A 23,504-nucleotide genomic window follows, 5' to 3' on the forward strand; every position below is an offset into this window, starting at 1 on the left:
GAAGAACTCGAACGGAGAGTTGTGGATCACATGGCCCCCTACTCTCTCCCCACCAGGGCCTTCAGGGCCGTGTTCAGTTCCAGCACGTTGACGCGCGGCTCGCCCATGAACCCGAGGGTGCGCCCCTGCGTGTGGGCCTTCACCAGCTTCGCGACCGTCGCCACCGGGAGGCCGTTGCGTTCCGCGACGCGGGCGGTCTGGAGCTCCGCGTACGCCGGGGAGATGTTCGGGTCCAGGCCGGAGCCAGAGGAGGTGACCGCGTCGGCCGGGATCTGCGAGGGGCGCGGGGTGTAGCCCGGGACGGTGTTGTCGAGCAGCACCTTGGCCTTGGCCTCACGTACCGCCTTCAGCAGCTCCGGGCTGTCCGCCGCCTTGTTGGTGGCTCCGGAGACCAGCAGCTCGTACTGGGTGTTGACGGTGTTCCTGCCGAGCCCCGCCGCCGGGCGGCCCTGGAACCAGTGCGGGTCGTCCCCGTACGACTGGCCGATCAGGGCGGAGCCGACCACTTTGCCGCTCGCGTCCTCGACCTCGGAGCCGTTGGCCTCGTGCCCGAAGGCGGCCTGGGCGATGCCGGTGATCGCGAGCGGATAGAGGACCCCGCACAGCACGGTCAGGACGAGGAGCGCACGGAGGCCGGCGCCGAGGAGACGGGCGGTGTTGCCTACGGAGTTGTTCATGGCGCGTTCAGCCGATTCCGGGGATGAGGGTGATGAGCATGTCGATGAGCTTGATGCCGATGAACGGGGCGATGAGGCCGCCGAGTCCGTAGATTCCCAGGTTCCGGCGGAGCATTTTGTCGGCGCTGGTGGGTCGGTACTGGACGCCCTTGAGGGCGAGGGGCACCAGGGCGATGATGACCAGTGCGTTGAAGATGACGGCGGAGAGGATCGCGGAGTTGGGCGAGGTCAGGCCCATGATGTTGAGCTTGTCGAGGCCGGGGTAGACCACGGCGAACATGGCCGGGATGATCGCGAAGTACTTGGCGACGTCGTTGGCGATGGAGAAGGTGGTCAGGGCGCCGCGGGTGATCAGCAACTGCTTGCCGATCTCGACGATTTCGATGAGTTTGGTGGGGTTGGAGTCCAGGTCCACCATGTTCCCGGCCTCCTTGGCGGCCGAGGTCCCGGTGTTCATGGCGACGCCTACGTCGGCCTGGGCGAGGGCGGGGGCGTCGTTGGTGCCGTCGCCGGTCATGGCGACGAGTTTGCCGCCGGCCTGTTCCCGCTTGATGAGGGCCATCTTGTCCTCGGGGGTGGCTTCCGCGAGGAAGTCGTCCACGCCCGCCTCTTCGGCGATGGCCTTCGCGGTGAGCGGGTTGTCACCCGTGATCATCACGGTTTTGATGCCCATGCGCCGCAGCTCGTCGAAGCGTTCGCGCATGCCCTCCTTGACCACGTCCTTGAGGTGGATGACGCCCAGGACCCGGGCGCCCTCCTCGTCCTCCACCGCCACCAGCAGCGGGGTACCGCCCGCGCCGGAGATCTCCTCCACCCTGGCGCCCGCGTCCGGGGCGACCGTACCGCCCTGCTCGCCGACCCACGCGGTGATCGAACCGGCGGCCCCCTTGCGGACCTTGCGGCCGTCCACGTCCACGCCGGACATACGGGTCTGGGCGGTGAAGGGGATCCACTCTGCGCCCACCAGCTCGCCCTGGTGGCGTTCGCGCAGGCCGTACTTCTCCTTCGCCAGGACCACGATCGAGCGGCCCTCGGGGGTCTCGTCGGCGAGGGAGGACAGCTGTGCGGCGTCGGCCAGTTCGGCTTCCGTCGTGCCCTTGACCGGGACGAACTCGGAGGCCTGGCGGTTGCCGAGGGTGATGGTGCCGGTCTTGTCCAGAAGCAGCGTGGAAACGTCACCGGCGGCTTCCACCGCACGCCCGCTCATCGCGAGGACGTTGCGCTGGACCAGGCGGTCCATGCCGGCGATGCCGATCGCGGAGAGCAGCGCGCCGATGGTGGTGGGGATCAGGCAGACCAGGAGCGCGGTGAGCACGATCATCGACTGCTTGGCGTGCGCGTAGATCGCGAAGGGCTGGAGGGTGACGACCGCCAGCAGGAAGACGATGGTGAGGGACGCGAGAAGGATGTTGAGCGCGATCTCGTTGGGGGTCTTCTGTCGGGCCGCGCCCTCGACCAGAGCGATCATGCGGTCGATGAAGGTTTCGCCGGGCTTCGTCGTGATCTTGATGACGATCCGGTCCGAAAGCACCTTCGTTCCGCCGGTGACGGCCGACCGGTCGCCGCCGGACTCGCGGATGACGGGGGCCGATTCGCCGGTGATCGCGGATTCGTCGACCGAGGCGACGCCTTCGACGACGTCGCCGTCGCCGGGGATGATGTCGCCGGCCTCGCAGACCACCAGATCGCCGATGCGCAGCTCCGTGCCCGGCACCTGCTCCTCGGCCCCGTTCACGAGGCGGCGGGCGACGGTGTCCGTCTTGGCCTTGCGCAGGGTGTCGGCCTGGGCCTTGCCGCGGCCCTCGGCCACCGCTTCCGCGAGGTTCGCGAAGATCGTGGTCAGCCACAGCCAGGCGGTGATCGCCCAGCCGAAGAGGCTGCCCGGATCGGACATGGCCAGCGCGGTGGTCAGCACGGAACCGATCAGCACCACGAACATGACCGGGGACTTGACCATCACCCGGGGGTCGAGCTTGCGCACGGCGTCCGGGAAGGACCTCAACAGCTGCTTCGGGTCGAAGATCCCGCCGCCGATCCGGGCCTTCTCGGGCTTGTGACCGGTGGGCAGATCCCCTTGGGGGGCTCGGGTGGGGGTGACGGTGCTCATGAGGCGAGCCCTTCGGCGAGCGGGCCCAGCGCCAGCGCCGGGAAGTAGGTGAGGCCGGTGACGATGATGATCGTGCCGACGAGGAGGAAGGTGAACAGCGGCTTCTCGGTGCGCAGCGTGCCGGCGGTCGCCGGGACCGGCTGCTGTCCGGCGAGGGAGCCGGCCAGGGCCAGCACGAAGACCATCGGCAGGAAGCGGCCGAGCAGCATGGCGATGCCGGTGGTCGTGTTGAACCACTGGGTGTTGGCGTTGAGGCCGGCGAAGGCCGAGCCGTTGTTGTTGCCGGCCGAGGTATAGGCGTAGAGGATCTCGGAGAATCCGTGCGCCCCGCCGTTGGACATCGAGTGGACCGGGGTGGGCAGGGCCATCGCCAGCGCCGTGAAGCCGAGGACCACGGCCGGGGTGATGAGGATGTAGCAGGCGGCGAGCTTGATCTCGCGGGTGCCGATCTTCTTGCCCAGGTACTCGGGGGTGCGGCCGACCATCAGGCCGGCGATGAACACCGCGATGATCGCCATGATCAGCATGCCGTACAGGCCGGAGCCCACACCGCCGGGCGCGATCTCGCCGAGCTGCATGCCCAGCAGCTGGATGCCGCCGCCCAGTCCCGTGTAGGAGGAGTGGAAGGAGTTGACCGCACCGGTCGAGGTCAGGGTCGTGGCGACCGAGAAGATCGCGGAGGCGCCGATCCCGAAGCGGGTCTCCTTGCCCTCCATCGCACCGCCCGCGGCCTGGAGGGCCGGGCCGTGGTGGCTGAATTCCGTCCACATCATCAGGGCGGTGAACCCGAGCCAGATGGTGACCATCGTGGCGAGGATCGCGTAGCCCTGGCGGACCGAGCCGACCATGCGGCCGAAGGTGCGGGTGAGCGCGAAGGGGATCAGGAGGATCAGGAAGATCTCGAAGAGGTTCGAGAAGGGGGTGGGGTTCTCGAAGGGGTGGGCGGAGTTGGCGTTGAAGTAGCCGCCGCCGTTGGTGCCCAGCTCCTTGATGGCCTCCTGCGAGGCCACTGCCCCACCGTTCCACTGCTGCGTGCCGCCCAAGAACTGGCCGACCTCGTGGATCCCGGCAAAGTTCTGGATGACACCGCACGCCACCAGGACGATCGCGCCGATCACCGAGATGGGGAGCAGGACGCGGACGGTGCCGCGGACCAGGTCGGCCCAGAAGTTGCCGAGCTCTCCGGTGCGCGAGCGCGCGAAGCCCCGTACGAGGGCCACCGCGACGGCCATGCCGACCGCCGCCGAGACGAAGTTCTGCACCGCCAGGCCGCCGGTCTGCACGAGCGGTCCCATGGACTGCTCACCTGCGTACGACTGCCAGTTCGTGTTCGACACGAAGGAGGCGGCCGTGTTGAAGGCCTGGTCCGGCTTGATGGAGGCGAAGCCGAGCGAGCCGGGCAGGTGGCCCTGCAGGCGCTGGAGCAGGTAGAGGAAGAGGACGCTGACGGCGGAGAAGCCGAGGACCGAGCGCAGGTACGCCGGCCAGTGCATCTCCGCGTTCGGGTTGGCGCCGACGGCCTTGTAGATCCACTTCTCGGGGGTGAGGTGTTTCCTCGAGGAGTAGACGCGGGCCATGTAGTCGCCCAGGGGGCGGTAGGCGAGGGCCAGGGCCGCGACGAGCGCGAGCAGCTGGAGCACCCCGGCGAGGACGGGACTCATCGGCGCTAGAACCTCTCCGGGAAGACAAGGGCGACGACGAGGTATCCCAGCAGCGCGACGGCGACCACCAGGCCGATGACGTTTTCGACGTTCACAGCTTGGCCACCCCCTTGGCGACGAGGGCCACCAGCGTGAAGACCGCGATCGTGGTGACGACGAAGGCCAGGTCGGCCATCGTGAGCTCCCGGAGGGTTCGAGGGCGTTTTTCGGACACCTCTGAGTGGAACGCCTCTTCGAGGCCTCACCGGCTTCCTTGACGGTCCCCATACGCCCGACGGCGCGGCTTTTACGGGTCCCTAACGCGGTGGATGCGCGGATGCGTGTTGTTGACTCAGGGTGGGTGTATATGTCCCGCTATGGCGGGTGTCATCCTCTTCGGCGAGGGTGGGGGGAGGTCTCCGATTTCGAATAACGGAAATTCACTTCCGGCATGCGACATTCGCGTTATGCTCCGGCCCATCCCGCACGCGCCCGCGGACCCGGGAGCGGACCACTGCCAGGAGGAATGCGATGACCGAGTCCCGAGCCGAGAGCCGAGTCGCCCTGATCACCGGCTCCTCCTCCGGAATCGGCGCCGGCATCGCCCGCAGACTGTCCGCGGCCGGCATCCGCGTGGTCCTGAACTCGGCGCGCAGCGAGGGCGCGGGCAAGGCGCTCGCCGCCGAGCTCCCGGACGCCGTCTACGTGCGGGGTGACGTCGCCGACGCCGCCGACGCGCGGCGGATCGTGGGGACGGCGATCGACACGTACGGCCGGCTCGACATCCTGGTCAACAACGCCGGTGTCACCCGCTTCATCCCCCTGGGCGACCTGGACGCGGCCGACGCCGACGCCTGGCGCGAGATCTTCGAGGTCAACGTCGTCGGCACCTGGCAGATGATCACCGCCGCCGCCCCGTACCTGCGGGAATCCGCGGAGAAGGGCTCCGGTCCGGCCTCGATCATCAACATCTCCTCGGTCTCGGCCACCCGCGCACTCGGCAGCTCCGTCCCGTACGCCGTCAGCAAGGCCGCGGTCAACCACATGACCCGGCTGCTGGCCTCCCAGCTCGGCCCCGCCGTCCGGGTGAACGCGATCGCGCCCGGCCTGATCGACACCCCCTGGTACCAGGGCGAGGACCAGGTCTGGGAGAGCTCGCGCGAATGGATCACCGAGAACACCCCGCTGCACCGCGTGGGCACGCCCGACGACGTGGCCGGGGCCGCGCTCTACCTGGTGGACGCCGCCTACACGACCGGCGACGTCCTCACCGTCGACGGCGGCCGGCACGTCGTCTGACGGGGGCCGGCGGACCGCCGGCCCGCTGCCACCAGGGCACCTCCGCCCCGACCCCAACGGATTCCACATCGTGGACAACTACCCTCGGAATATGAACGCAGAAGCCGACGCACGCGCCGCCGCAAAAGCCACCGTGAAGGACGACGACCGGGGGCACGTCTTCCACTCCTGGTCCGCCCAGGAGCTCATCGACCCGCTCGCCGTCGCGGGCGCCGAGGGTTCCTACTTCTGGGACTACGACGGCAACCGCTTTCTCGACTTCTCCAGCGCCCTCGTCTACACCAACATCGGCTACCAGCACCCCAAGGTCGCCGCCGCCATCGCCGAGCAGGCCGGGAAGCTCTGCACCGTCGCGCCCGGCTTCGCCGTCGACGTGCGCTCCGAAGCCGCCCGGCTGATCGCCGAGCGCACCCCGGGCGACCTCGACAAGATCTTCTTCACCAACGCGGGTGCCGAGGCCGTGGAGAACGCCGTCCGCATGGCCCGGGTGCACACCGGCCGCGCCAAGGTCCTCTCCGCGTACCGCTCGTACCACGGTGCCACCTCCACCGCGATCAACCTCACCGGCGACGCCCGCCGCTTCGGCAACGACACCGCGACCGCGGGCGTCGTGCACTTCTGGGGCCCGTTCGCCTACCGCTCGCCCTTCTACGCGGCCACCCCCGCCGAGGAGTGCGAGCGGGCTCTGCGTCATCTCGAGGACACCATCGTCTTCGAGGGCCCGCAGTCCATCGCCGCCATCATCCTGGAGACCGTCGGCGGCGCCCCGGGCGTGCTCGTGCACCCCGACGGCTACCTGGCCGGCGTCCGCGAGCTCTGCGACCGCTTCGGCATCGTCTTCATCCTCGACGAGATCATGGTCGGCTTCGGCCGCACCGGTAAGTGGTTCGCCTCCGAGCACTGGGACGTCACCCCCGACCTGATCTGCTTCGCCAAGGGCGTCACCAGCGGATACGTCCCCCTCGGCGGCGTCGCCATCTCGGCCGCCATCGCCGAGACCTTCGCCCGCCGGCCCTACCCCGGCGGGCTGACGTACTCCGGGCACGTGCTGGCCTGCGCCGCCGCCGTCGCGACGATCAACGTCATGGAGGAGGAGGGCGTCGTCGAGCAGTCCGCCTGCACCGGCACCGAACTCCTGGGCCCGGGCCTCGCCGCCATCGCCGAACGCCACCCGTCGGTCGGGGAGGTCCGGGGGATCGGCACCTTCTGGGCCCTGGAACTCGTACGGAGCAAGCGGACCCGCGAGCCCCTGGTCCCGTACAACGCTTCGGGCGCCGACAACGCGCCGATGGTGGAGTTCGGGGCGGCCCTGAAGAAGGCCGGCCTGTGGCCGCTGCTCGCCGGGAACCGCATCCACGTCGCACCGCCGTGCAACGTGTCGGCACAGGACGTGGAGAAGGGACTGCGGATCATCGACGAGGCCCTGACGGTCGCCGACGCGCACACGGTCTGACCTGTCTGACCTGCGTGGATCGTGCGGTTGCCCAATCCGTGGGTGCCTGTTCTCGGAGGAATCGCACTCTTACGAACACCAAGTGAACGTGCTGGAATCAACAAGCACCTACGGACCGGGATGCACGTCAGTCCCGGGGCGGCCCACGTGATGTCCACTCCACGTGACCGAACGGCGGGGGGCGGGCTGCGCGTCCGCCGGACGCCGGGCGTACGGGATCCAGAAAACCGGACTCCGTGTTCCCGAGTACCCGAAGGAAGACAGCGCATGAGCAAGCACATCCTCGCCCAGAACCAGTACGGCAAGGCCGAGAACCGCATCGTCAAGGTCACCCGCAAGGGCAGCGACGGTTCCTGGCACGAGATCCGCGACCTCAACGTCTCCGTCGCGCTGCGCGGCGAGTTCCGCGACGTCCACCTCACCGGTGACAACGCCAACTGCCTCCCCACCGACACCACGAAGAACACCGTGTACGCCTTCTCCAAGGAGTACGGCGTCGCCTCCCCGGAGGCCTTCGGCATCCTGCTCGCCAAGCACTTCGTCTCCTCCCAGGAGCCGATCCGCGAGGCGCAGATCCGCGTCGAGGAGTACGCCTGGGAGCGGATCCCGGTCCCGACGCGCAAGGAGCAGCACTCCTTCTCCCTCAAGGGCACCGAGGTCCGCACCGCGCAGATCACGTACAGCGAGACCACCGGCCTCCAGGTGATCTCGGGTCTGAAGGACCTGACCGTGATGAACTCGACCAACTCCGAGTTCCACGGCTTCATCAAGGACAAGTACACGACGCTGCAGGAGGCGTACGACCGCATCCTGGCGACCAAGGTCACCGCGCGCTGGGCGCACTCGGCGCTCGCCGCCGACGACGCCGAGTACGACTGGGACCAGTCGTACAAGAAGGTCCGCAAGAACATGCTGGAAGCCTTCGCGGAGACCTACTCGTACTCGCTGCAGCAGACCCTGAACCAGATGGCCGAGCGCGTGCTCGACAACTGCCCCAAGGTCAACGAGGTGCGCCTCAACCTCCCCAACAAGCACCACTTCCTCGTCGACCTGGAGCCCTTCGGCCTCAAGAACGACAACGAGGTCTACTTCGCGGCGGACCGTATGTACGGCCTCATCGAGGGCACCATCCACCGCGACGGCGTCCAGCCGGTGATCGCCACCAGCGACTGGATCACGGCGTAACGCCCCGCCCCACCTGAGACAGCACCAGCCGGCCCGGCCCGCTCCACGCGGCCCGGGCCGGCTGCGTGTCCACCGTCCTCGCCACCCGCCGCACCGCGCGCCGTACCGCCCGCCTCACCCCTCGGACTGTCCCACGAGCAGGTTCCAGCGCCCGGAGCGTCCCGTCAGGGCCGTCACCGACCCGGGCCGCACGTCGAGCCGCCAGAAGGTCGCCGCCGGCAGCTCCAGCGCCCACACCACGGCCGCCCGTACGACGCCCTGCTCGACCACCGCCCGGTGCGTCCCCGGAGCCAGCCCGTCCAGGTGTACGCCGACCCGCGCGATCAGGGCCTCCACCGACTCCCCGCCACCCGGGGGCGCGTACGAGGTGTCGGTCGTCCAACTGCGCAGCCCGCCCGGATCCCGGGCCGCCACCTCGTCCATCCGCCGCCCGGCCCAGTCCCCGTACCCCTGCCCCCGCAGCCCGTCGTACCCGGGACAGTCCTCCCCCAGCGGGAAGCGGTGCAGGCGCTCCGCCTCGCCGAGCGGAGGTCTCACGAGCTGGACCCGCACGGAGGGGGTCGGGGGATTCGGCGGCTTCATGAGGAGAGCTTGACGTGCTCCCCGGCCGAACGGCCAGGGACTCCCGCGAGTGGCCGTAATGGCCTGGGAGCCATGAAAGGAAGGGTTCGTGTCCACTTGCTCGGTCTGACCGAATATCGGCATGGCGTGCTCGGTGGTGGGAAATGAGGGCCGCAAGTGGTCCCCTTCCCACCGGTGAACCATGGCTTACTCACATGTGGCCCATCTCCGTCTCACGGGGTGAACCTCGCCCGCTGTAAGAGCGGCGTAAGCGCGGTACGGTGGCGGACGACAAGACGACGGTATGACGGAAGCACCGGTGAGAATCCGGCACGGTCGCGCCACTGTGAATCCTCCCGGAGGGGGAGGAAAGTCAGACCCGCCACCGTCGTCGAAAGCACCACTGACCGGGACGCGTGTTCCCTCTGGAGGCTCCTGCCATGGCCCACTCCGCCGTGCCCACGACTGCCGCACCCGCCGGCATCGCTCCCATCTCTCTCTCCGCACTGGCCCCTTGGGCCGTGTTCGTCGGCGTCCTGATGCTGGTCCTGCTCTACCTCGTCGGCGCCGAACAGGGCGCCACCGCGATCTTCGAGGGCGACACCGTCCACGAGTGGATGCACGACGGCCGCCACCTCCTCGGCTTCCCCTGCCACTGAGCCACCCCATCAGCAAGGGAAGTACCGAAAACATGAACTCCATCTCCCCCCGCGTGCTCCTCGTCCGGGGCATGCTCGCCGGCCTGCTGGCCGGAGTCGCCGCCTTCCTCGTCGCGTACCTGCTGGGTGAGTCCCAGGTGGACGCGGCGATCGCCATCGAGGAGGCCGGCGCCCACGACCACGGCGACGAGGCCGCCCCGGTCAGCCGGGCCCTGCAGGCCACGGCCGGCCTGGGCACCGGGACCCTGCTCTACGGGATCGCGCTCGGCGGCATCGCCGCGCTCGTCTTCTGCTACGCGCTGGGCCGCATCGGCCGCTTCGGCCCCCGGGTCACGGCGGCGCTGGTGGCCGGCGGTCTGTTCGTCACCGTCAACCTGGTGCCGTTCCTCAAGTACCCCGCCAACCCGCCGGCCGTCGGGGACCCCGACACCGTGGTCCGGCGGACCACCCTCTTCATCCTGATGATCGCGCTCAGCGTGCTGCTCGCCTCGGCCGCGCTGATCCTCGGCCGGCGCCTCGCGCCGCGCCTGGGCAACTGGAACGCCTCGATCGTCGCCTCGCTCGCCTTCGCGGTGGCCGTCGGCATCGCCTACGCGGCCCTGCCCACCATCAACGAGGTCCCGGCGGACTTCCCGGCAGCGCTCATCTGGCAGTTCCGGCTCGCCTCGCTGGGCATCCAGGTCGCGCTGTGGACCACTTTCGGCCTGGCTTTCGGATTTCTAGCCGAACGGGCCCTTGTCCCGGCCGTCGCACCCAAGGAGGCTGTACAGCCTGCGAGTTGACTCTCGCTTGCTGGCGACTGAAGGGCTGGTGGCGGCGCGATGACGACGGCGATCCGAGAGCTGGCGGACCACCGAAGGCCCAAGAGCCGCCGGGAACGGCCGCGATGGCCGCAACGGCCGCAGTGGCGGGAGTGGCGGGAGTGGCGAGGCTGGACGGGTGCCACGCCGTTCTGGCTGAACTCGCTCCTGCTGCTCCTGACCCCCTTCACCGCCGTCACCCTGTTCGCTCAGATCGGCGTCATCACGGCCCTGGCCGCCACGGGCGGCCTGGCCCGCCATCTCTGGTCGGGTGACTACGGCCACCCGGCCATCCATACCGCCGCCGTGCTGATGGGCGCGGCGGCGGTGGCGTTCGTAGTCCTCTGACCGCGAGGTCGTGAGGCCGCGAGGCCTCGAACGGACCTGACCGTGCTCGGTTCGTTCGAGCGCGACGGAGACCGGGCCTGCTGCGACCCGCGCACCGGCCGCCTGGGCCCGACGGCCGTCAGGCGGCCGGTCGCGGGCTCTCGGCCGGGGCCGTGAAGATCCGGTCCAGGTGGTGGCGCAGTACCCCGGCGGCCGCGTCGGGGTCCCGCTGGCCCACGAGGATGCTGGTGCCCAGGGTCGCCGACATGGCCAGCAGGCTGATCGCCTCCTTGCGCGCGTCCACGCCCGGGTCGGCCCGCGCGGTGTCCTGTGCGTGGCTGATCAGGCCGGTCAGCGCGTCCTCGGCCGCGTCCGGGTTGTCGATGAAGGGCTGGGCGGCCAGTGCCTCGTCGGTGACCGACAGGATCGCGTACGAGCTGTAGAGCAGATGGAAGGTCCGGCTCTCCTCGTCGGTCGGCAGGGCGGCCAGCAGCAGTGCCTCGGCGGTCGCGCGCGGCCCGGGGTCCGGTCCGGCGGCGCGCAGTCGGGCGCCGACGCGTGCGGTGAAGCGGGCGGTGAGGTGCTGGAGCCCGTAGAGGAGCAGCTTCTCCTTGGTCTCGAAGTAGTACTGCACGAGCCGTAGCGATACGCCCGCCTCGGCCGCCACGTCGCGCATCCCGACGGCGTGCAGCCCGCGCCGACCGGCGACCCGGACGAGTGCCTCGGCGATCTGGGTGCGCCGCTCCTCGTGGTCCACGCGTTTCGGCATGTCGTCGTGTCTCCGCCCGGTCGGCCGTGGGTGATGAGCCCCTCGGCTCCTCTTGATGGTACCGCCGTACCATCATTATGGTACGTTCGTATCACGAAGAACGGATCCTCCCGGAGGTGCCCCCGTGCCCGAGACCCCTGTGACCCGAGCCCCCCGTGACATCGGCCGCTACGTCAACGACACCTTGCGCGACCGCTACTTCGCCGCCTGCGACGCGCTCTACGCGTTGGGCGCGCCCGCCCGCTCCGAGACGGACGTGGAGACGAGCTTCGGCACCACGCACGTCTACCGGTACGGGCCCGCGGACCCGGCCGCCGAGGACCGTACGCCCGTCGTCCTGATCCACGGCTCCGGCGGCTGTTCCGCCCAGTGGTACCCCAACACCGCTGCCCTCAGCGCCGATCGGCCCGTCTACGCGCTCGACACTCCTGGTGACCCCGGCCGCAGCGTCCAGCGCGAACCGATGTGGCAGCCCGAGCGTGCCGCGCAGTGGCTCGACGAGGCCCTCGACGCCCTCGGCCTCGACCGGGTCCACCTGGTCGGTTCCTCCTACGGTGGCTGGCTGGTCATCAACATGGTCCACCGCCGCCCCGGCCGCCTCGCCTCCGTCACGGCTCTCGACCCGGGCGGCCTGGAGAAGGTGGGCCTGCGCTTCTTCGTCTGGATCTTCGCCAGCCTCTTCGCGACCTTCGCGCCCAAGTCGATGCGGCCGCGGCTGGCTGCCTGGCTGGAACAGCCGGTACTGGTCGTCCCCGAACTGCGCAGGATGATCCAGACGGGGGTCCGCGCCTTCCGGATCCGCCGGCCCGCCCCGCTGCCGCTGTCGGACGGGGAACTGGGCTCGATCCGGACGCCGTTCTACCTGATCATGGGCAGGCGCAGCCTGCTCGTGCACCCGCAGCTCCAGCTGGAGCGGGTGCCGCGGCTGATCCCCGGAGCCCGCGCCGAGATCGTCGCGGCGACCGGCCACGGCCCCCAGCTGGACCACCCCGACCTGGTCAACGCCCGGATGCTGAGCTTCATGGAGGACGTCGACTCCCTGGAGTCGGCCGCGCACGGGGCCCCGTAGGCCAGGTCTCAGACGGCGGAGCCGGCCCGGAAGCGGAGCCGGTACTCCGTCGGCGTCGTGTCGAGCTTGCGGCGGAAGGCCCGGATCAGGGTGTCAGTGGTGCCGAACCCGCAGGTGGACGCGATGCGTTCGAGCGTGGCATCGGTGGCTTCGAGCTGGTTGCGGGCCATTTCCACCCGGGCGGACTCGATGTAAGCGGCCGGGGTCATGCCGAGCTCGGACTTGAAGATCCGGGCCAGCTGCCGCTCGCTGACGTGGGCGTACGCGGCGATGTCGGCGAGGCTGAGCTGGTCGGCGATGTTGCGCCGGATGAAGTGACGCAGGTCCTCACTGCGCCGCGTCGCGGAGACGGGCTCCAGCGGGACGCTGAACTGGCTCTGTCCGCTCGGCCGCTTCAGGTACATCACGAGCTGCCGGGCGACGCGCAGGGCGATGGTCTCACCGAAGTCGTCGGCCACCAGGGCGAGCGAGAGGTCCAGGCAGGCGCTGATCCCGGCGCCGGTCCACACATTGCCCTCGCGGATGAAGATCGGGTCGGCGTCGACCTCGATCGCCGGGTGGTCGCTCGCGAGTTGCTGGGCGGTGGACCAGTGGGTGGTCGCGCGCTTGCCGTCGAGCAGCCCGGCCGCGGCCAGGATGTGCGCCCCGACGCAGACGGACGTGACCCGGCGCGTGCGCCCGGCGAGCACCTTCACCCAGCCGACCACCATGGCGTCGGTCAGGGCGTGCACGCGGCGCTCGACGTCCAGCTCGACCGCGCCGGGCACCAGTAGCGTGTCGATGCTCCGGGTGGAGGCCTCCTGGAAGGTCATGTCCGGAAGGATGCGCACCCCGGCCGAGGTGGTCACGGGGTCCAACGTCTCGGCGGCCAGCACCACTTGATAGCCCGTGGCGTCGTCCGTCTCGCGCTGCACCAGGGAGAACACCTCCGGCGGCCCGGTGACGTCCAGGAGGTCGACGCCCTCGAAGAGGACGATCACGATCAGTCGTTCGACGGGGCTCATGGGCGTGAAACCGATGTCCATATCTGCATGCTAGACGCCATTGTTGACATGGATGGGTCGCACTAGCGTTCAACTCGCACCGCACCGGTCAGGTGTGGGTGGCGAACACCGAACCAGGCGCCGATTCCAGTGAGTTGGCACCCCTATGTCCGCGACGAGGCCGCGCGGATCCACCGGAGTCCACTCGCCACCCCCACACGCGGTACCCCCACACGCAGAACCCCCCACAGAAAAGTCTCCACGCAATGACTGAACGCACCCATTTCGCACAGAGAAGACGGAAAGACGGACAATGGCTACACGCAGAGGTTTCATCGGCGGCGTTTCCACGATTAGCGCCGTAACGCTCCTCGGTACTTCCACGGCGGCCTCGGCCGTCGAGGTCACGGACCCCGCCACGGACGGGATCGTGGCGGCCTCGCCGGAGGCGGAGCTGGCGGCCCGTGACGCGATCCGCGCCGTCAACGCCGGAATGCGGTCCAATTACGCCGCGCTCAAGTCCGAACTGATCACGCACCTGAGCCCGGTCATCGTCGTGCAGAACGATGCCAAGGGCGGCAAGTTCACCCTCATCGACAACGGGGTCGTGCAGGAAGCCGTCAACCCCGTCGCCGAGATATTCGAGCTGGCGAAGTCCATCAGCCATGTCCCGCTGGGCATCTTCTCCATCATCGCCCCGTACCTGAGCAACCGGGTCCCGAACCTCCCCAACGCCGGCCGAGTGGACCCGCACGACCTGCGCATGGTCGCTTCCAAGGGCCCCCTGTCGGACGGCTGGATCACCCCGCTCCAGGGTTTCGCCACCACGCTCACCACCGCCCGCCAGCAGCTGAACCGGGCCAACCTGCCGCAGGACCTGCGCATTTCCTTCGCCAAGGTCATCGACGAGGCCCTCACCTTCATCGCCGACTCCGTGCGCGGCCGCTCCTTCGACATGGCCTCATTCGAGACCTTCTCGGCCCGGGTCTACCCGAGCATCCGCACGAACATGACCTACGCGGCCAACGCCCAGATCACCGCGATCGAGGGCCTCATGCAGCGCTGGCGGACCCGGATCGGGGAGGCCGCGTGGGCAGACCTGTACACGGTCGTGCTCTCGATCTGGACGACCTCCGAGTTGAACCAGGCTTCGATCATCATCAAGCGGTGCATGAACCCGGCCAAGGTCGCCACCCACCTGATCGACCTGCCGACCGTCCAGCTGCCCACGGACCCGATCTTCGTGGCCCTGGACAACCTCGCCCGGATCGTGCAGGACAACATCGCGGCCGAGATGGTGTTCCCCACGGATCAGAAGGTCGCGGACGCCCTCAAGGGCAAGGAAGACCTGCTCTCCGACGAAATCCTGAAGCAGCTCGGTGTGACCACCGGGGTTCGGACCGCCTCCGCCGCCTCGGCGGTGGCGACCTGCCCGGTCCAGAGGACGACGGCAGCGGTCTAGCCGTGCTCTCTCTGCGCAATGTCCGAGCGGTCCGCGTCTGGGCCCTGTTCGGAGTCGTCGTACTGGCCGTCAACCTGCGGGCGGCCATCACGGGGGTCGCTCCCGTACTCGCGGAACTGAAGGCCCAGTTCGGGCTGAGCGGGTTCGGGACGAGCGTGCTGACCACACTCCCCGTGCTGTGTCTGGGCGTCTTCGCCTCCCTCGCCCCGCCGCTCGCCCGCCGGGTGGGCGCCGAAGTGGCGGTCGCGGGTGCGCTCGTACTGATCACGACGGGGATCCTGATCCGCCTGCTGGACTCCCCGGTGGCCCTGTTCAGCGGGACGGTGCTGGCGGGCGCCGGCATCGCCGCGGGCAACGTGCTTCTGCCCGCGATCATCAAATGCCAGTTCCCCGGGCGGGTGGGGTCCGTCACCGGGCTCGCGATGATGCTCATGGCCGGCAGCGGCGCGTTCGCCGCCGGTCTGGCCGTTCCCCTCGATCACGCCGCCGGCTGGCGCGTGGCCTTCGCGGTGTGGGCGGTGCCCTCCGCGATCGCGGCGACGGTGTGGGCGGTGCGCGGCCGCGTCGACTGTCGCTGCGTCCCCGCGACCCGGACGGGTGCGACGGGTGCGACGAGTGCACCGGGCGCGCCCGCGGGCTCGCTGCTGCGCTCGCCGCTGGCCTGGTCGGTGGCGGCGTTCCTGGGGCTGGTGTCCCTGGTGTTCTACGTGCTGGTGTCCTGGCTGCCCGCGATCATGCGGGAGGGCGGGTACCCGGCCACCGAGGCCGGGGTGATGGTCTCCGTCATGCTGCTCATCGGGATCCCACTGGGCTTCGTCGTCCCGTTGCTCGCCACCCGTCTCGGTGACCAGCGGCCCCTGGTCCTGGTCGCGGCCGGGTTGACGGCGGTGGGCCTGGCGGGCCTGCTCCTGGCGCCGGGATCCGGCTGGGTGTGGGTGTGCGTACTGGGACTCGCCACCGGGAGCGCCTTCCCGCTGGCCGTCACCCTGCTGAGCCTGCGCTCGCCGTCTCCGGTGATCGCCGCGGGCCTGTCAGGCATGGCGCAGACCGTCGGGTACCTGCTCGCCGGGCTCGGACCGCTGGGGGTGGGCGCGCTGCGCGGGGCCAGCGGGGGATGGCACGTTCCGCTGCTCGTGGTGCTCGGCCTGGTGGTGCCCGAGACGTACTTCGGACTGCGCACCGCCCGGCCCGGCTTCGTACGGCCCCTGCCCACCGATGGGGCCGGGGACGGGGACGGGGGCCGACCCGGCGACGGGGGCGGCGCGGCGGGTCCGCGGATTCCCGCTCCCCGGACGGAGGGGCGCCCGCTCGTGAGGCTCTGAGGGCGGACGCGGTACGCCGGCCGGGGCCCGTAGCCGTGCAGGCCGCGGGCCCCGGTCCCGCCCGTGGGGCGCCGGTCGGCCGGCTACGACAGGTCCTTCCTCTCCCCGGCCGGCTTCAGGTCGACCAGCTTGCTGTCGAGGCCCTGCTCCTGGAACGCCTTCACGAGGGACTCCGTGTTCTCGGAGTAGATGTTCCAGCTGTCGGTGTGGACCGGGACCACCTTGCGGGGGTCCAGGTCCTTCGCCACCAGGGCCGCGTTCCGGGAGGTGAGGGTCAGCGGGGCGTTGGCGAGGATCGCCGGGGTGCGGGCGGCGCCGGCGAAGATCACGGCCGTGTCGACGGGGCCGATCTCCTTCTTGATGCGGTCACCGACCTCCTTGGCCAGCTTGACCGAGGCGTTGTCACCGGAGACGTAGGTGGTGGGGACGTCCTTGCCGCTGAGCACGAAGCCGGTGACCTCGCCGTCCGCGCCGCGGTCCACGCCGTCGGGACCGTGCAGTCCGGGGACGGCGGTGACCTTGATGGTGGCGCCGCCGGAGGTCTTCAGTTCCCTGGAGGTCCAGCTCTCCATGCCCTGGACGTGCGTTCCGAGCGCCTTCTGGGCCCCGGGGGTGGAGAGTACGAGCGGCATGGTCTTGAGCAGCTCGCGGCCCGAGTCGTCGAGGTTGTCGTCGTGCTGGTGGTGCGAGAGCAGTACGGCGTCGATCCTGCCGATCCCGTCGGTGCCGAAGGCCGGCCCCTGGATCTTCTCCAGACCGCTCGGGTACTTCTTGGGCGCGTCGAAGGTCGGGTCGATCAGGATCCGCGAGCCGGCGACCTCCAGGACCACGGTCGGCCCGCCCACGTGCGTCACGGTGAACGCCTGGGCGGCGGTGGACTTCGTCCCGCCCGCGCCCCCGGTACCGGGGGCGGACTCGGCGGTGCTCGCGCCGCCGCAGGCGGTGAGGACGGCCGCGCTCGCGGTGGCGGCGACGGTGGCCGTGGTGGCGCGGAGGAACGACGGGGAACGACTCATGAGGACGTACCAGCTCTCTTGCGGCGAACGGGTGGCAGCTGTTTTCAACGCTAACACAGGTCGTAATCGTTGATAACGAACCTCTGTGATGGCAGGCCTCTTTCCGGGAAACGCCCAGGCCCGATCTGTTAGCGCTGATATCGTTGGAGGCATGTCAACGGCACGAGAGCGCATCCTGGAAGCCACCGCGGAGCTGCTCGCCACCAAGGACGCGCCGGCGATCTCGACCCGGGCCATCTGCGACCGGGCCAAGGTCGGCATGCCCGAGATCTACCGCCAGTTCGGCGACAAAGAGGGACTGCTGACCGCGGTGGCCGACATCGGCTTCGAGCGCTTCCTCGCCAACAAGAGGCGCAACCCCCACACCGGCGACCCGGTGGCGGACCTGCGCGCGGCCTGGGACAGCCACGTGGCGTTCGCGCTGCGCAACCCCCACCTCTACCGGCTGATGTTCACGCCGGCCGGAGAGACCAAACCGCAGGCCATCAAGGAAGCGCAGGCCCTGCTCCTGGCAGCGGTGGAACGGTGCCGCGACGCCGGGCGGCTGCGCACCGCCCCGGCCCTGGCCGCGCAGTCGATCCTCTCGGCGAACGTGGGCGTGTGCCTGATGGCGCTGTCCTTCCCCGAACTGTTCGGTGGGCTGGACATCTCCCAGTCGGTGCGCGACGCCGTGATCGGGAAGGTCACCGGCGAGGAGGGGGAGGACACGCGGGTCGCGGCGGCGGCCGTCCTCGCCCAGGCGCTGCTCGGCACCCTCACGGGATCGGCGCCGGCGGACGAGGACACCATCGACCGCCTGACCCGGGCCCTGCGCCCCTCGCCGCAGCCGCCGTCGCCGTCACCGGTGGAGGCGTAGGGGCGCAGCGGAGTAGCGGCGCGGAGGGCGGCGCCGGGGCCGGTCAGCCGGACGCGCCCGCGGGGGTCTCGGCGGGGGCGTCGGCGGTGCTCGTACGGTGTTCGTCCTCCGGCCGGGCCTTCGCGGGCAGCAGGAAGGTGATGGCGAGGAACGCCGCCAGCAGGCACGCCTGTACGACGAGAGCGCGCTGGTACCCCCCGGTGAAGTCCCCGGCCGAGGCCCGGGCGAAGAACACCGAGCCGAAGACCGCGACCCCGACGGACCCGCCGATGGACTGCACCGCGGACAGGACTCCCGAGGCGGAGCCGATCTCCTCGTCGTCGACGGCGGCGAGCACGAAGCTGAACAGGGCGGCGATGACCATGCCCGACCCGACGCCCGCCACCGTCACGCCCGGAGCCACGTCCAGCACCGAGAACGCGGCGCCACCGAGGGCGTCGAGCTCGAACCAGAGCAGGACCGCACCCACGAGCTGGACCAGCGGGCCGATCTGGAGCACCTTGCGGCCGATCCGCCCGGCGAGGAAGGCGCCGCTGACCGCGCCGCCGATCGCGGTGCCCACGGCGAGCGGCAGATTGCCGAGGCCGGCCTCGCCGGCGGTGAAGTGCCGGCCGATCTGCAGGTAGAGGGTGAGGACGAGCTGCGTGCCGACTAGCCCGGCGAAGAAGAGCGCGATGCCGACGAGCCCGACGCTGAAGGCGGGTTTGCGCAGGAGCGCCGGAGCCACCAGCGGTTCGCGGCCCGCCGCGGCCGTCCGGCGCTGCTGGAGCGCGAACAGGGCGAAGCCGAGGGCGGAGGCGGCCATGGACAGCCAGGTCCACAGCGGCCAGCCGTCCTCCTGGCCCTGGTTCAGCGGCAGTACCAGCAGGGCGCAGGCGACCGCCACCAGGCACGCACCGGCCAGGTCGACACGTACGGCACGGTCGCCGGGCCTCCTCGGTACGAACTTCGCGGCGACGGCCAGGGCTGCGATGCCGATGGGCAGGTTGACGAGGAACACCGACCGCCAGCCCAGGCCGAAGAGGTCGCCCTCGATCAGTCCGCCGCCCAGGACCGGGCCGATGATGCCGCCCAGTCCGAGTACGGGACCGAAGATCCCGAAGACCTTGGTGAGTTCGGGCCCGGAGAAGTTCTCCCGCAGCAGGCCCAGGCCCTGGGGGAGGAGCAGCGCCCCGGCGGCGCCCTGGAGCAGCCTGAAGGCGATCAACGACCCGGTGTCCGGTGCCAGCGCGCAGAGCAACGAGCAGGCCGTGAACGCGGCCAGGCCGAGCAGGAACACGCGGCGGCGTCCGTAACGGTCGCCCAGCCGGCCGCCGAGGACGAGCCCGGCCCCCAGGGTGAGGGCGTAGCCGCCGATCACCCATTGCAGACCCACGGGGCCGGCCCCGAGGGACTCCTCCAGGGCCGGGCCGGCGACGTTGACGATCGAGGCGTCCAGCAGGTCCATGATCTCCGCGACGATCATCACCGCCAGGATCAGCCAGCGCCACCGGTAGGGTTCGGCGCCCTCGTCGGCGGTGGCGGGGGACGGGGCGTGCATCCAGATACCTCCATGGTGAAATAACTCCACGGTGAAGGTAAATTGGGGTCGGTAGGTTGTCAAGGACAGAAGGGGAAGGTGGCGGCCTTGACGGAGGAACCGGTGCGCGACGAGGTGGCGGAGCAGCGGGAACGGCTGATGGAAGGGCTCAGGACCTACGGCGGCCACTACACCGAGCTAGGCCGGCGCTTCGCCGCCTGGCTGGGCCTGCACTCCACCGACGCGACCGCGGTACTGGAGATCGCCGCCGCCGAGGAGCGGGGCACCCCCCTGTCCCCGGCCCGTCTCAGCGAGCGCATCCCCCTGTCCACGGGCGCCACGACCGCGCTCCTGAACCGCCTCGAAGCGGCCGGCCACGTCACCCGTACCCGTGAGCACTCCGACCGGCGGGTCGTCACCCTGCGCGCCGGGTCCCACGTCCAGGAACGCGCCGACGAGTTCTTCGGTCCGCTGGGACATCGCCTGGACGCCGCCATGGCCCACTACCCGCCGGAACTCCTCGAACGCTTCGCGTCCTTCGTGGCCGATCTGAACGCCACCATGGACGCCCATCTCGCCGAACAGCCCACGGGACAGCCGGCCGGCACGGCCGGGTCGAAGGCCGCGGAGCGAGGGCGAAACCGCTGACCGGCTCGACGAATTCGGCCTCCGTCGGGGGCCGAGCGGCCTACGAGTCGACGTGGTACTGATCACAGGTCGTCAGGGGTGCGCAGTGGAACGGCTCCTGACGGGCTGGCATACTGCTGCGGTAGCCCTTCGTGCATCCCCCGTCGCGAAGGGCTACAGCCGTAGGTTGGTGCGCGGCGGCGCGGCACGGTCGGCGGCGCACGGAAGTTTCACACGGTCAGGGGACTCCCCTGTGGCCCCCTGACCGTGTTTTTTGTAGTTAACAGTGACGTAGAGTGTTAATGCAAGCCCGGCATTGCGCCGGTGCATGATGCGAACGTGGGTAACCGGATGGACATCGGCGAGGAACAGGTGCCCGAGCTGCACTCGTTGCGGCAAAAGGTCGAGTACATGCTGGAGAAGACCTTCCCGGGACAGAAGGTGTCCGGGCGGACGTTCGCCGAGTTGGTCAAGGAGCGCGGCGGCTCTCTCTCCCACAGCTACTTCTCGAACATCCTGGCCGGGAAGGTCACGGAGCCCTCCGAAGAGATCCTCAAGGCGCTCGGGCTGGGCTTCGGCGTGGACTGGCGCTTCTTCAAGGAGGAGTCGGAGGTCGTCGGCGACGTGGTCGCCGGACTCCAGTTCCTCGCCAAGCGGCGCACCGGCGAGATCAGTGGCGTCGCCGGCCGGGGCGTCGAGGACGACGGACTGTCGGCGGAACTGCTGGAGTTCGCGCTCTCCCTGCTGGCGGACACCAAGGCCCGGCAGCGGCCCGACGGCGTGGAAAATGGGGAACCGGGCAGTTAGCGCACGCGTCTCTCTGCGGGCGATGGGCGTGACTGCACTCGCCGACCGCATGTCACACACGCGTGACGACGACCAAGAGGCCTCAATGTCCCTGCGTGAACTGCGCAAAGAGTGCGAAGCCGGACTGGCGGACCTGCCGATACCCGCCCCCTTCACCATCGAAGGCCTGGTGGCGAACATGGAGGCGGCCCGCGGCCGGACCATCGTCCTCCAGGAACTGCCCGAACGCCTGGCACGCGTCAACGCGGCCTGCGGCCTGCGGTTGAAGTCGGGCACCACCAGTTACGTGCTCTACCGCCGCCGCCCCACCGCGTACCAGACCCAGCACGTGATCCTGCACGAGCTGTGCCACGAGTGGTTCGACCACGGAACCAGCCTGGACGCGGACCAGCTGCGCTTGCTGCTACCGGTGTTCGACACCTCCCTGATCAAGCGGGTGCTCTCCTCCGACACGGTCCAGGCCCGCGCCCAGTACGACACGCACGACGAGCGGATCGCCGAGTTCGGCGCCTCCCTCATCCCCCGCATGGCCAGGGACGTGACCAGTGACGACATGGTCGGACGGCTGGCCAACTCGCTCTCCCGGCCGGTCGCCCACCGGCGCCGCGGCCTTTTCCGCGGCCTCTTCCACCGCTCGTAGCGGCACCGCCGGCCCTGCCCCTGCCCCTGCCCCTGTCCCTGTCCCGCAGAACACCCCGAGGAATCACCGTGACCGCGCTCGATCTCGCCGGCTACCTCATCGCCGGTCTGATGACTGCCGTAGCCCTGTGGCGCATGCCCGCCGCTCTTTGGGGCGATGAGGAGGACAGGCGCCGCCGCGCCCTGTGGGGCTGCTACGCGGGCTTCGCCATCGCCCTGTGGACCAAGACCCAGGTGGTCCGAATAGGGCTCAACAACAGCCCGGTCGTGGACCTCGCCGTCCTGATCAAGCACTACACGTCCACCATCGCCATCCTGGCGATCCTCAGCTACATCGTCGCCATCTACGGCCACTTCCCGGAGGGCGGGGTGATCCCCCGCCACGTACGGTTCGCCCGGTTGATCCAGCAGGTGGCCACCAAGGCCTCCGTCATCACCCTCGTCCTGCTGACCGTGCTCTTCTTCACGGTGGTGGACCGCTCGGTCCCCGCGGACCGGTTCGTGGCCGAACATGCCGGCCAGTGGGGCGCCACGCTCTACATGAGCGTCTTCTACCTCTACTTGGGCGCCGCGTCCGCCGTCTGCGCCTATCAGTGGGCCCTGGCCACGGCTGACACCAAGCTGCTCCACCTCCGGGTGGGTCTCGGCATGATGACCATCGCGATGTTCATCGGTGTCGGCTACACCCTCAGCCGGACCCTGTTCCTGTGGATCAGCGTGGCCGACCAGCCCAGCGAGAGCTTCGCGCTGACCTTCGACAAGGCCACTGAAGCCGCCCAGCTGGTCCTCTTCGCCTTCTTCGCGCTCGGCGCCTCCATTCCCGCCTGCAGCAAGGGCTGGCGGCGGGCCCGGCTGTGGCGGGCGCAGGTGAACCTGCATCCGCTGTGGCGCGAGCTGATGACGGCCTTCCCCGACCAGCCCTTCGCCCCGCCTGCCTCGCTCACCCGGGAACTGACCCGCTTCGACACCCCGGCGGACCTGCGCGTCGACCGCTGGGCGGCCGACATCGCGGACGCCGTGGAGAAGCTGCGGCACTACGTGCCCGACAGCCTGCTGACCGCCGCCAAGGAGGCCGCCGCGGGCGGGGACTCGGACCCCGGGAAGGCGGGCTCGCTCGCCGACGCCTACTGGATCAAGGCAGCCCTGATCGCCAAGGCCGAGGGCGCGCCCGCCGGCAAGGCGGCCGCCTTCGAGGGCAAGCAGGCCACCGACCAGGACGGCGAAGTCGCCTGGCTGGTACGGGTGGCCGCCGCCTACAAGACCGTTCCGGAGCAGCGGACCCGGGCCGTCCTGCGGTCCTGCCTGGAGCCCAGCGCGTGAACCGCGCCGCTGCCGGCGGGCACCCTCGCCGAGGGACGGGGCCTACGGAGTCGGAGTCGGTGGACCGGCGGCGCGGCGGTATTCGGTGTTGATGCGCTGGGCTTCCTCGAGCTGGTCCTCGAGGATGATGATGCGGCAGGCGGCCTCGATGGGGGTGCCCTGGTCGACGAGTTCCCGGGCGCGTGCGGCGATGCGCAGCTGGTAGCGGGAGTAGCGGCGGTGGCCGCCCTCGGAGCGGAGCGGGGTGATCAGGCGTGCTTCCCCGATGGCGCGGAGGAAGGCCTGGGTGGTGCCGAGCATGGCTGCCGCCCGGCCCATCGTGTAGGCGGGGTAGTCGTCGTCGTCAAGACGGCCGAACGAAGCGTCTGCTGTCATTGCACCTCTCTCATGGAACGCGTGAAGGGGCC

Annotated in this window: 25 protein-coding genes; 14 read left to right on the forward strand and 11 right to left on the reverse strand. The window is 69.9% G+C overall.

Annotated features, from left to right (window positions below; all coding sequences use genetic code 11):
* Positions 1–38: 38 nt before the first annotated feature.
* Genes kdpC through OG389_RS20180 form a run of 5 tightly spaced genes read right to left on the reverse strand, consistent with a single transcriptional unit; the run spans position 39 to position 4,659 of the window.
* Positions 39–677 (reverse strand): potassium-transporting ATPase subunit KdpC, encoded by a 639-nt coding sequence (kdpC, locus tag OG389_RS20160; protein WP_328299861.1) that lies wholly within the window; start codon positions 675–677, stop codon positions 39–41.
* Positions 678–684: 7 nt separating this feature from the next.
* Entirely contained in the window at positions 685–2,784 is a 2,100-nt protein-coding gene (kdpB, locus tag OG389_RS20165; protein WP_328299862.1) for a potassium-transporting ATPase subunit KdpB, read from the reverse strand.
* Positions 2,781–4,445, reverse strand: coding sequence for a potassium-transporting ATPase subunit KdpA (gene kdpA, locus OG389_RS20170; RefSeq protein WP_328299863.1), 1,665 nt, complete (start codon positions 4,443–4,445; stop codon positions 2,781–2,783). Before kdpA ends, kdpB begins: the two co-directional genes overlap by 4 nt.
* Positions 4,446–4,450: 5 nt before the next feature.
* On the reverse strand, positions 4,451–4,540 hold the full coding sequence (gene kdpF / locus OG389_RS20175) for a K(+)-transporting ATPase subunit F (RefSeq protein WP_328299864.1): 90 nt from the start codon (positions 4,538–4,540) through the stop codon (positions 4,451–4,453).
* The gene (locus OG389_RS20180) at positions 4,537–4,659 is read right to left on the reverse strand and encodes a hypothetical protein (RefSeq protein WP_328299865.1); all 123 of its coding nucleotides are present in this window, start codon (positions 4,657–4,659) and stop codon (positions 4,537–4,539) included. Before OG389_RS20180 ends, kdpF begins: the two co-directional genes overlap by 4 nt.
* A gap of 296 nt (positions 4,660–4,955) precedes the next feature.
* Between OG389_RS20180 and OG389_RS20185 the strand changes: the two genes are divergently transcribed.
* The 3 genes from OG389_RS20185 (at position 4,956) to pucL (ending at position 8,361) form a co-directional block, all read left to right on the forward strand.
* The gene (locus OG389_RS20185; protein ID WP_328299866.1) at positions 4,956–5,723 is read left to right on the forward strand and encodes an SDR family NAD(P)-dependent oxidoreductase; all 768 of its coding nucleotides are present in this window, start codon (positions 4,956–4,958) and stop codon (positions 5,721–5,723) included.
* A gap of 91 nt (positions 5,724–5,814) precedes the next feature.
* Complete coding sequence (locus OG389_RS20190; RefSeq protein WP_328299867.1) at positions 5,815–7,176, forward strand: aspartate aminotransferase family protein; 1,362 nt, start codon at positions 5,815–5,817, stop codon at positions 7,174–7,176.
* Positions 7,177–7,443: 267 nt separating this feature from the next.
* The gene (gene pucL / locus OG389_RS20195; RefSeq protein ID WP_328299868.1) at positions 7,444–8,361 is read left to right on the forward strand and encodes a factor-independent urate hydroxylase; all 918 of its coding nucleotides are present in this window, start codon (positions 7,444–7,446) and stop codon (positions 8,359–8,361) included.
* A 114-nt stretch (positions 8,362–8,475) separates the two neighbouring features.
* Here pucL and OG389_RS20200 read toward each other — a convergent pair whose 3' ends face one another.
* On the reverse strand, positions 8,476–8,943 hold the full coding sequence (locus OG389_RS20200) for a histidine phosphatase family protein (RefSeq protein WP_328299869.1): 468 nt from the start codon (positions 8,941–8,943) through the stop codon (positions 8,476–8,478).
* Between the two features lie 419 nt (positions 8,944–9,362).
* Between OG389_RS20200 and OG389_RS20205 the strand changes: the two genes are divergently transcribed.
* Genes OG389_RS20205 through OG389_RS20215 form a run of 3 tightly spaced genes read left to right on the forward strand, consistent with a single transcriptional unit; the run spans position 9,363 to position 10,729 of the window.
* Complete coding sequence (locus OG389_RS20205) at positions 9,363–9,581, forward strand: CbtB domain-containing protein (RefSeq protein ID WP_328299870.1); 219 nt, start codon at positions 9,363–9,365, stop codon at positions 9,579–9,581.
* A gap of 32 nt (positions 9,582–9,613) precedes the next feature.
* Complete coding sequence (locus OG389_RS20210) at positions 9,614–10,363, forward strand: CbtA family protein (RefSeq protein ID WP_328299871.1); 750 nt, start codon at positions 9,614–9,616, stop codon at positions 10,361–10,363.
* 39 nt (positions 10,364–10,402) lie between these two features.
* Positions 10,403–10,729 carry a hypothetical protein gene (locus tag OG389_RS20215; RefSeq protein WP_328299872.1) on the forward strand — a complete coding sequence of 109 codons (327 nt, stop codon included), beginning with the start codon at positions 10,403–10,405 and terminating at the stop codon, positions 10,727–10,729.
* A 118-nt stretch (positions 10,730–10,847) separates the two neighbouring features.
* Here OG389_RS20215 and OG389_RS20220 read toward each other — a convergent pair whose 3' ends face one another.
* Complete coding sequence (locus OG389_RS20220) at positions 10,848–11,477, reverse strand: TetR/AcrR family transcriptional regulator (protein WP_328299873.1); 630 nt, start codon at positions 11,475–11,477, stop codon at positions 10,848–10,850.
* A gap of 124 nt (positions 11,478–11,601) precedes the next feature.
* On the opposite strand from OG389_RS20220, the gene OG389_RS20225 reads away from it, so the two are divergent.
* Positions 11,602–12,546 (forward strand): alpha/beta fold hydrolase, encoded by a 945-nt coding sequence (locus OG389_RS20225; protein WP_328299874.1) that lies wholly within the window; start codon positions 11,602–11,604, stop codon positions 12,544–12,546.
* Positions 12,547–12,554: 8 nt separating this feature from the next.
* Here OG389_RS20225 and OG389_RS20230 read toward each other — a convergent pair whose 3' ends face one another.
* Positions 12,555–13,550 (reverse strand): GlxA family transcriptional regulator, encoded by a 996-nt coding sequence (locus OG389_RS20230; RefSeq protein WP_328303939.1) that lies wholly within the window; start codon positions 13,548–13,550, stop codon positions 12,555–12,557.
* A gap of 292 nt (positions 13,551–13,842) precedes the next feature.
* Between OG389_RS20230 and OG389_RS20235 the strand changes: the two genes are divergently transcribed.
* Positions 13,843–14,991: a hypothetical protein gene (locus OG389_RS20235; RefSeq protein ID WP_328299875.1), complete on the forward strand. Its 1,149-nt coding sequence runs from the start codon at positions 13,843–13,845 to the stop codon at positions 14,989–14,991.
* A gap of 2 nt (positions 14,992–14,993) precedes the next feature.
* Complete coding sequence (locus OG389_RS20240; RefSeq protein ID WP_328299876.1) at positions 14,994–16,313, forward strand: CynX/NimT family MFS transporter; 1,320 nt, start codon at positions 14,994–14,996, stop codon at positions 16,311–16,313.
* A gap of 83 nt (positions 16,314–16,396) precedes the next feature.
* Here OG389_RS20240 and OG389_RS20245 read toward each other — a convergent pair whose 3' ends face one another.
* Positions 16,397–17,329: an MBL fold metallo-hydrolase gene (locus tag OG389_RS20245; protein WP_328299877.1), complete on the reverse strand. Its 933-nt coding sequence runs from the start codon at positions 17,327–17,329 to the stop codon at positions 16,397–16,399.
* Positions 17,330–17,480: 151 nt separating this feature from the next.
* Between OG389_RS20245 and OG389_RS20250 the strand changes: the two genes are divergently transcribed.
* A complete protein-coding gene (locus tag OG389_RS20250; protein WP_328299878.1) occupies positions 17,481–18,185 on the forward strand; it encodes a TetR/AcrR family transcriptional regulator in 705 nt (234 codons plus the stop codon).
* A gap of 43 nt (positions 18,186–18,228) precedes the next feature.
* Here the strand turns inward: OG389_RS20250 and OG389_RS20255 are convergent, their stop codons facing one another.
* A complete protein-coding gene (locus OG389_RS20255; RefSeq protein ID WP_328299879.1) occupies positions 18,229–19,725 on the reverse strand; it encodes an MFS transporter in 1,497 nt (498 codons plus the stop codon).
* A 138-nt stretch (positions 19,726–19,863) separates the two neighbouring features.
* On the opposite strand from OG389_RS20255, the gene OG389_RS20260 reads away from it, so the two are divergent.
* From OG389_RS20260 to OG389_RS20275, 4 genes are all read left to right on the forward strand, one after another.
* On the forward strand, positions 19,864–20,352 hold the full coding sequence (locus OG389_RS20260) for a MarR family winged helix-turn-helix transcriptional regulator (RefSeq protein WP_328303941.1): 489 nt from the start codon (positions 19,864–19,866) through the stop codon (positions 20,350–20,352).
* Between the two features lie 330 nt (positions 20,353–20,682).
* Positions 20,683–21,138 (forward strand): hypothetical protein, encoded by a 456-nt coding sequence (locus OG389_RS20265; protein WP_328303943.1) that lies wholly within the window; start codon positions 20,683–20,685, stop codon positions 21,136–21,138.
* A gap of 85 nt (positions 21,139–21,223) precedes the next feature.
* Positions 21,224–21,778, forward strand: a complete 555-nt coding sequence (locus tag OG389_RS20270; protein ID WP_328299880.1) for a toxin — start codon at positions 21,224–21,226, stop codon at positions 21,776–21,778.
* A 68-nt stretch (positions 21,779–21,846) separates the two neighbouring features.
* Positions 21,847–23,097 carry an MAB_1171c family putative transporter gene (locus tag OG389_RS20275; RefSeq protein WP_328299881.1) on the forward strand — a complete coding sequence of 417 codons (1,251 nt, stop codon included), beginning with the start codon at positions 21,847–21,849 and terminating at the stop codon, positions 23,095–23,097.
* A gap of 42 nt (positions 23,098–23,139) precedes the next feature.
* On the opposite strand, the gene OG389_RS20280 is transcribed toward OG389_RS20275, so the two are convergent.
* The gene (locus tag OG389_RS20280; RefSeq protein ID WP_328299882.1) at positions 23,140–23,472 is read right to left on the reverse strand and encodes a MerR family transcriptional regulator; all 333 of its coding nucleotides are present in this window, start codon (positions 23,470–23,472) and stop codon (positions 23,140–23,142) included.
* Positions 23,473–23,504 lie beyond the last annotated feature (32 nt).

Source organism: Streptomyces sp. NBC_00435 (genome assembly GCF_036014235.1).
Classification (GTDB): Bacteria; Actinomycetota; Actinomycetes; order Streptomycetales; family Streptomycetaceae; genus Streptomyces.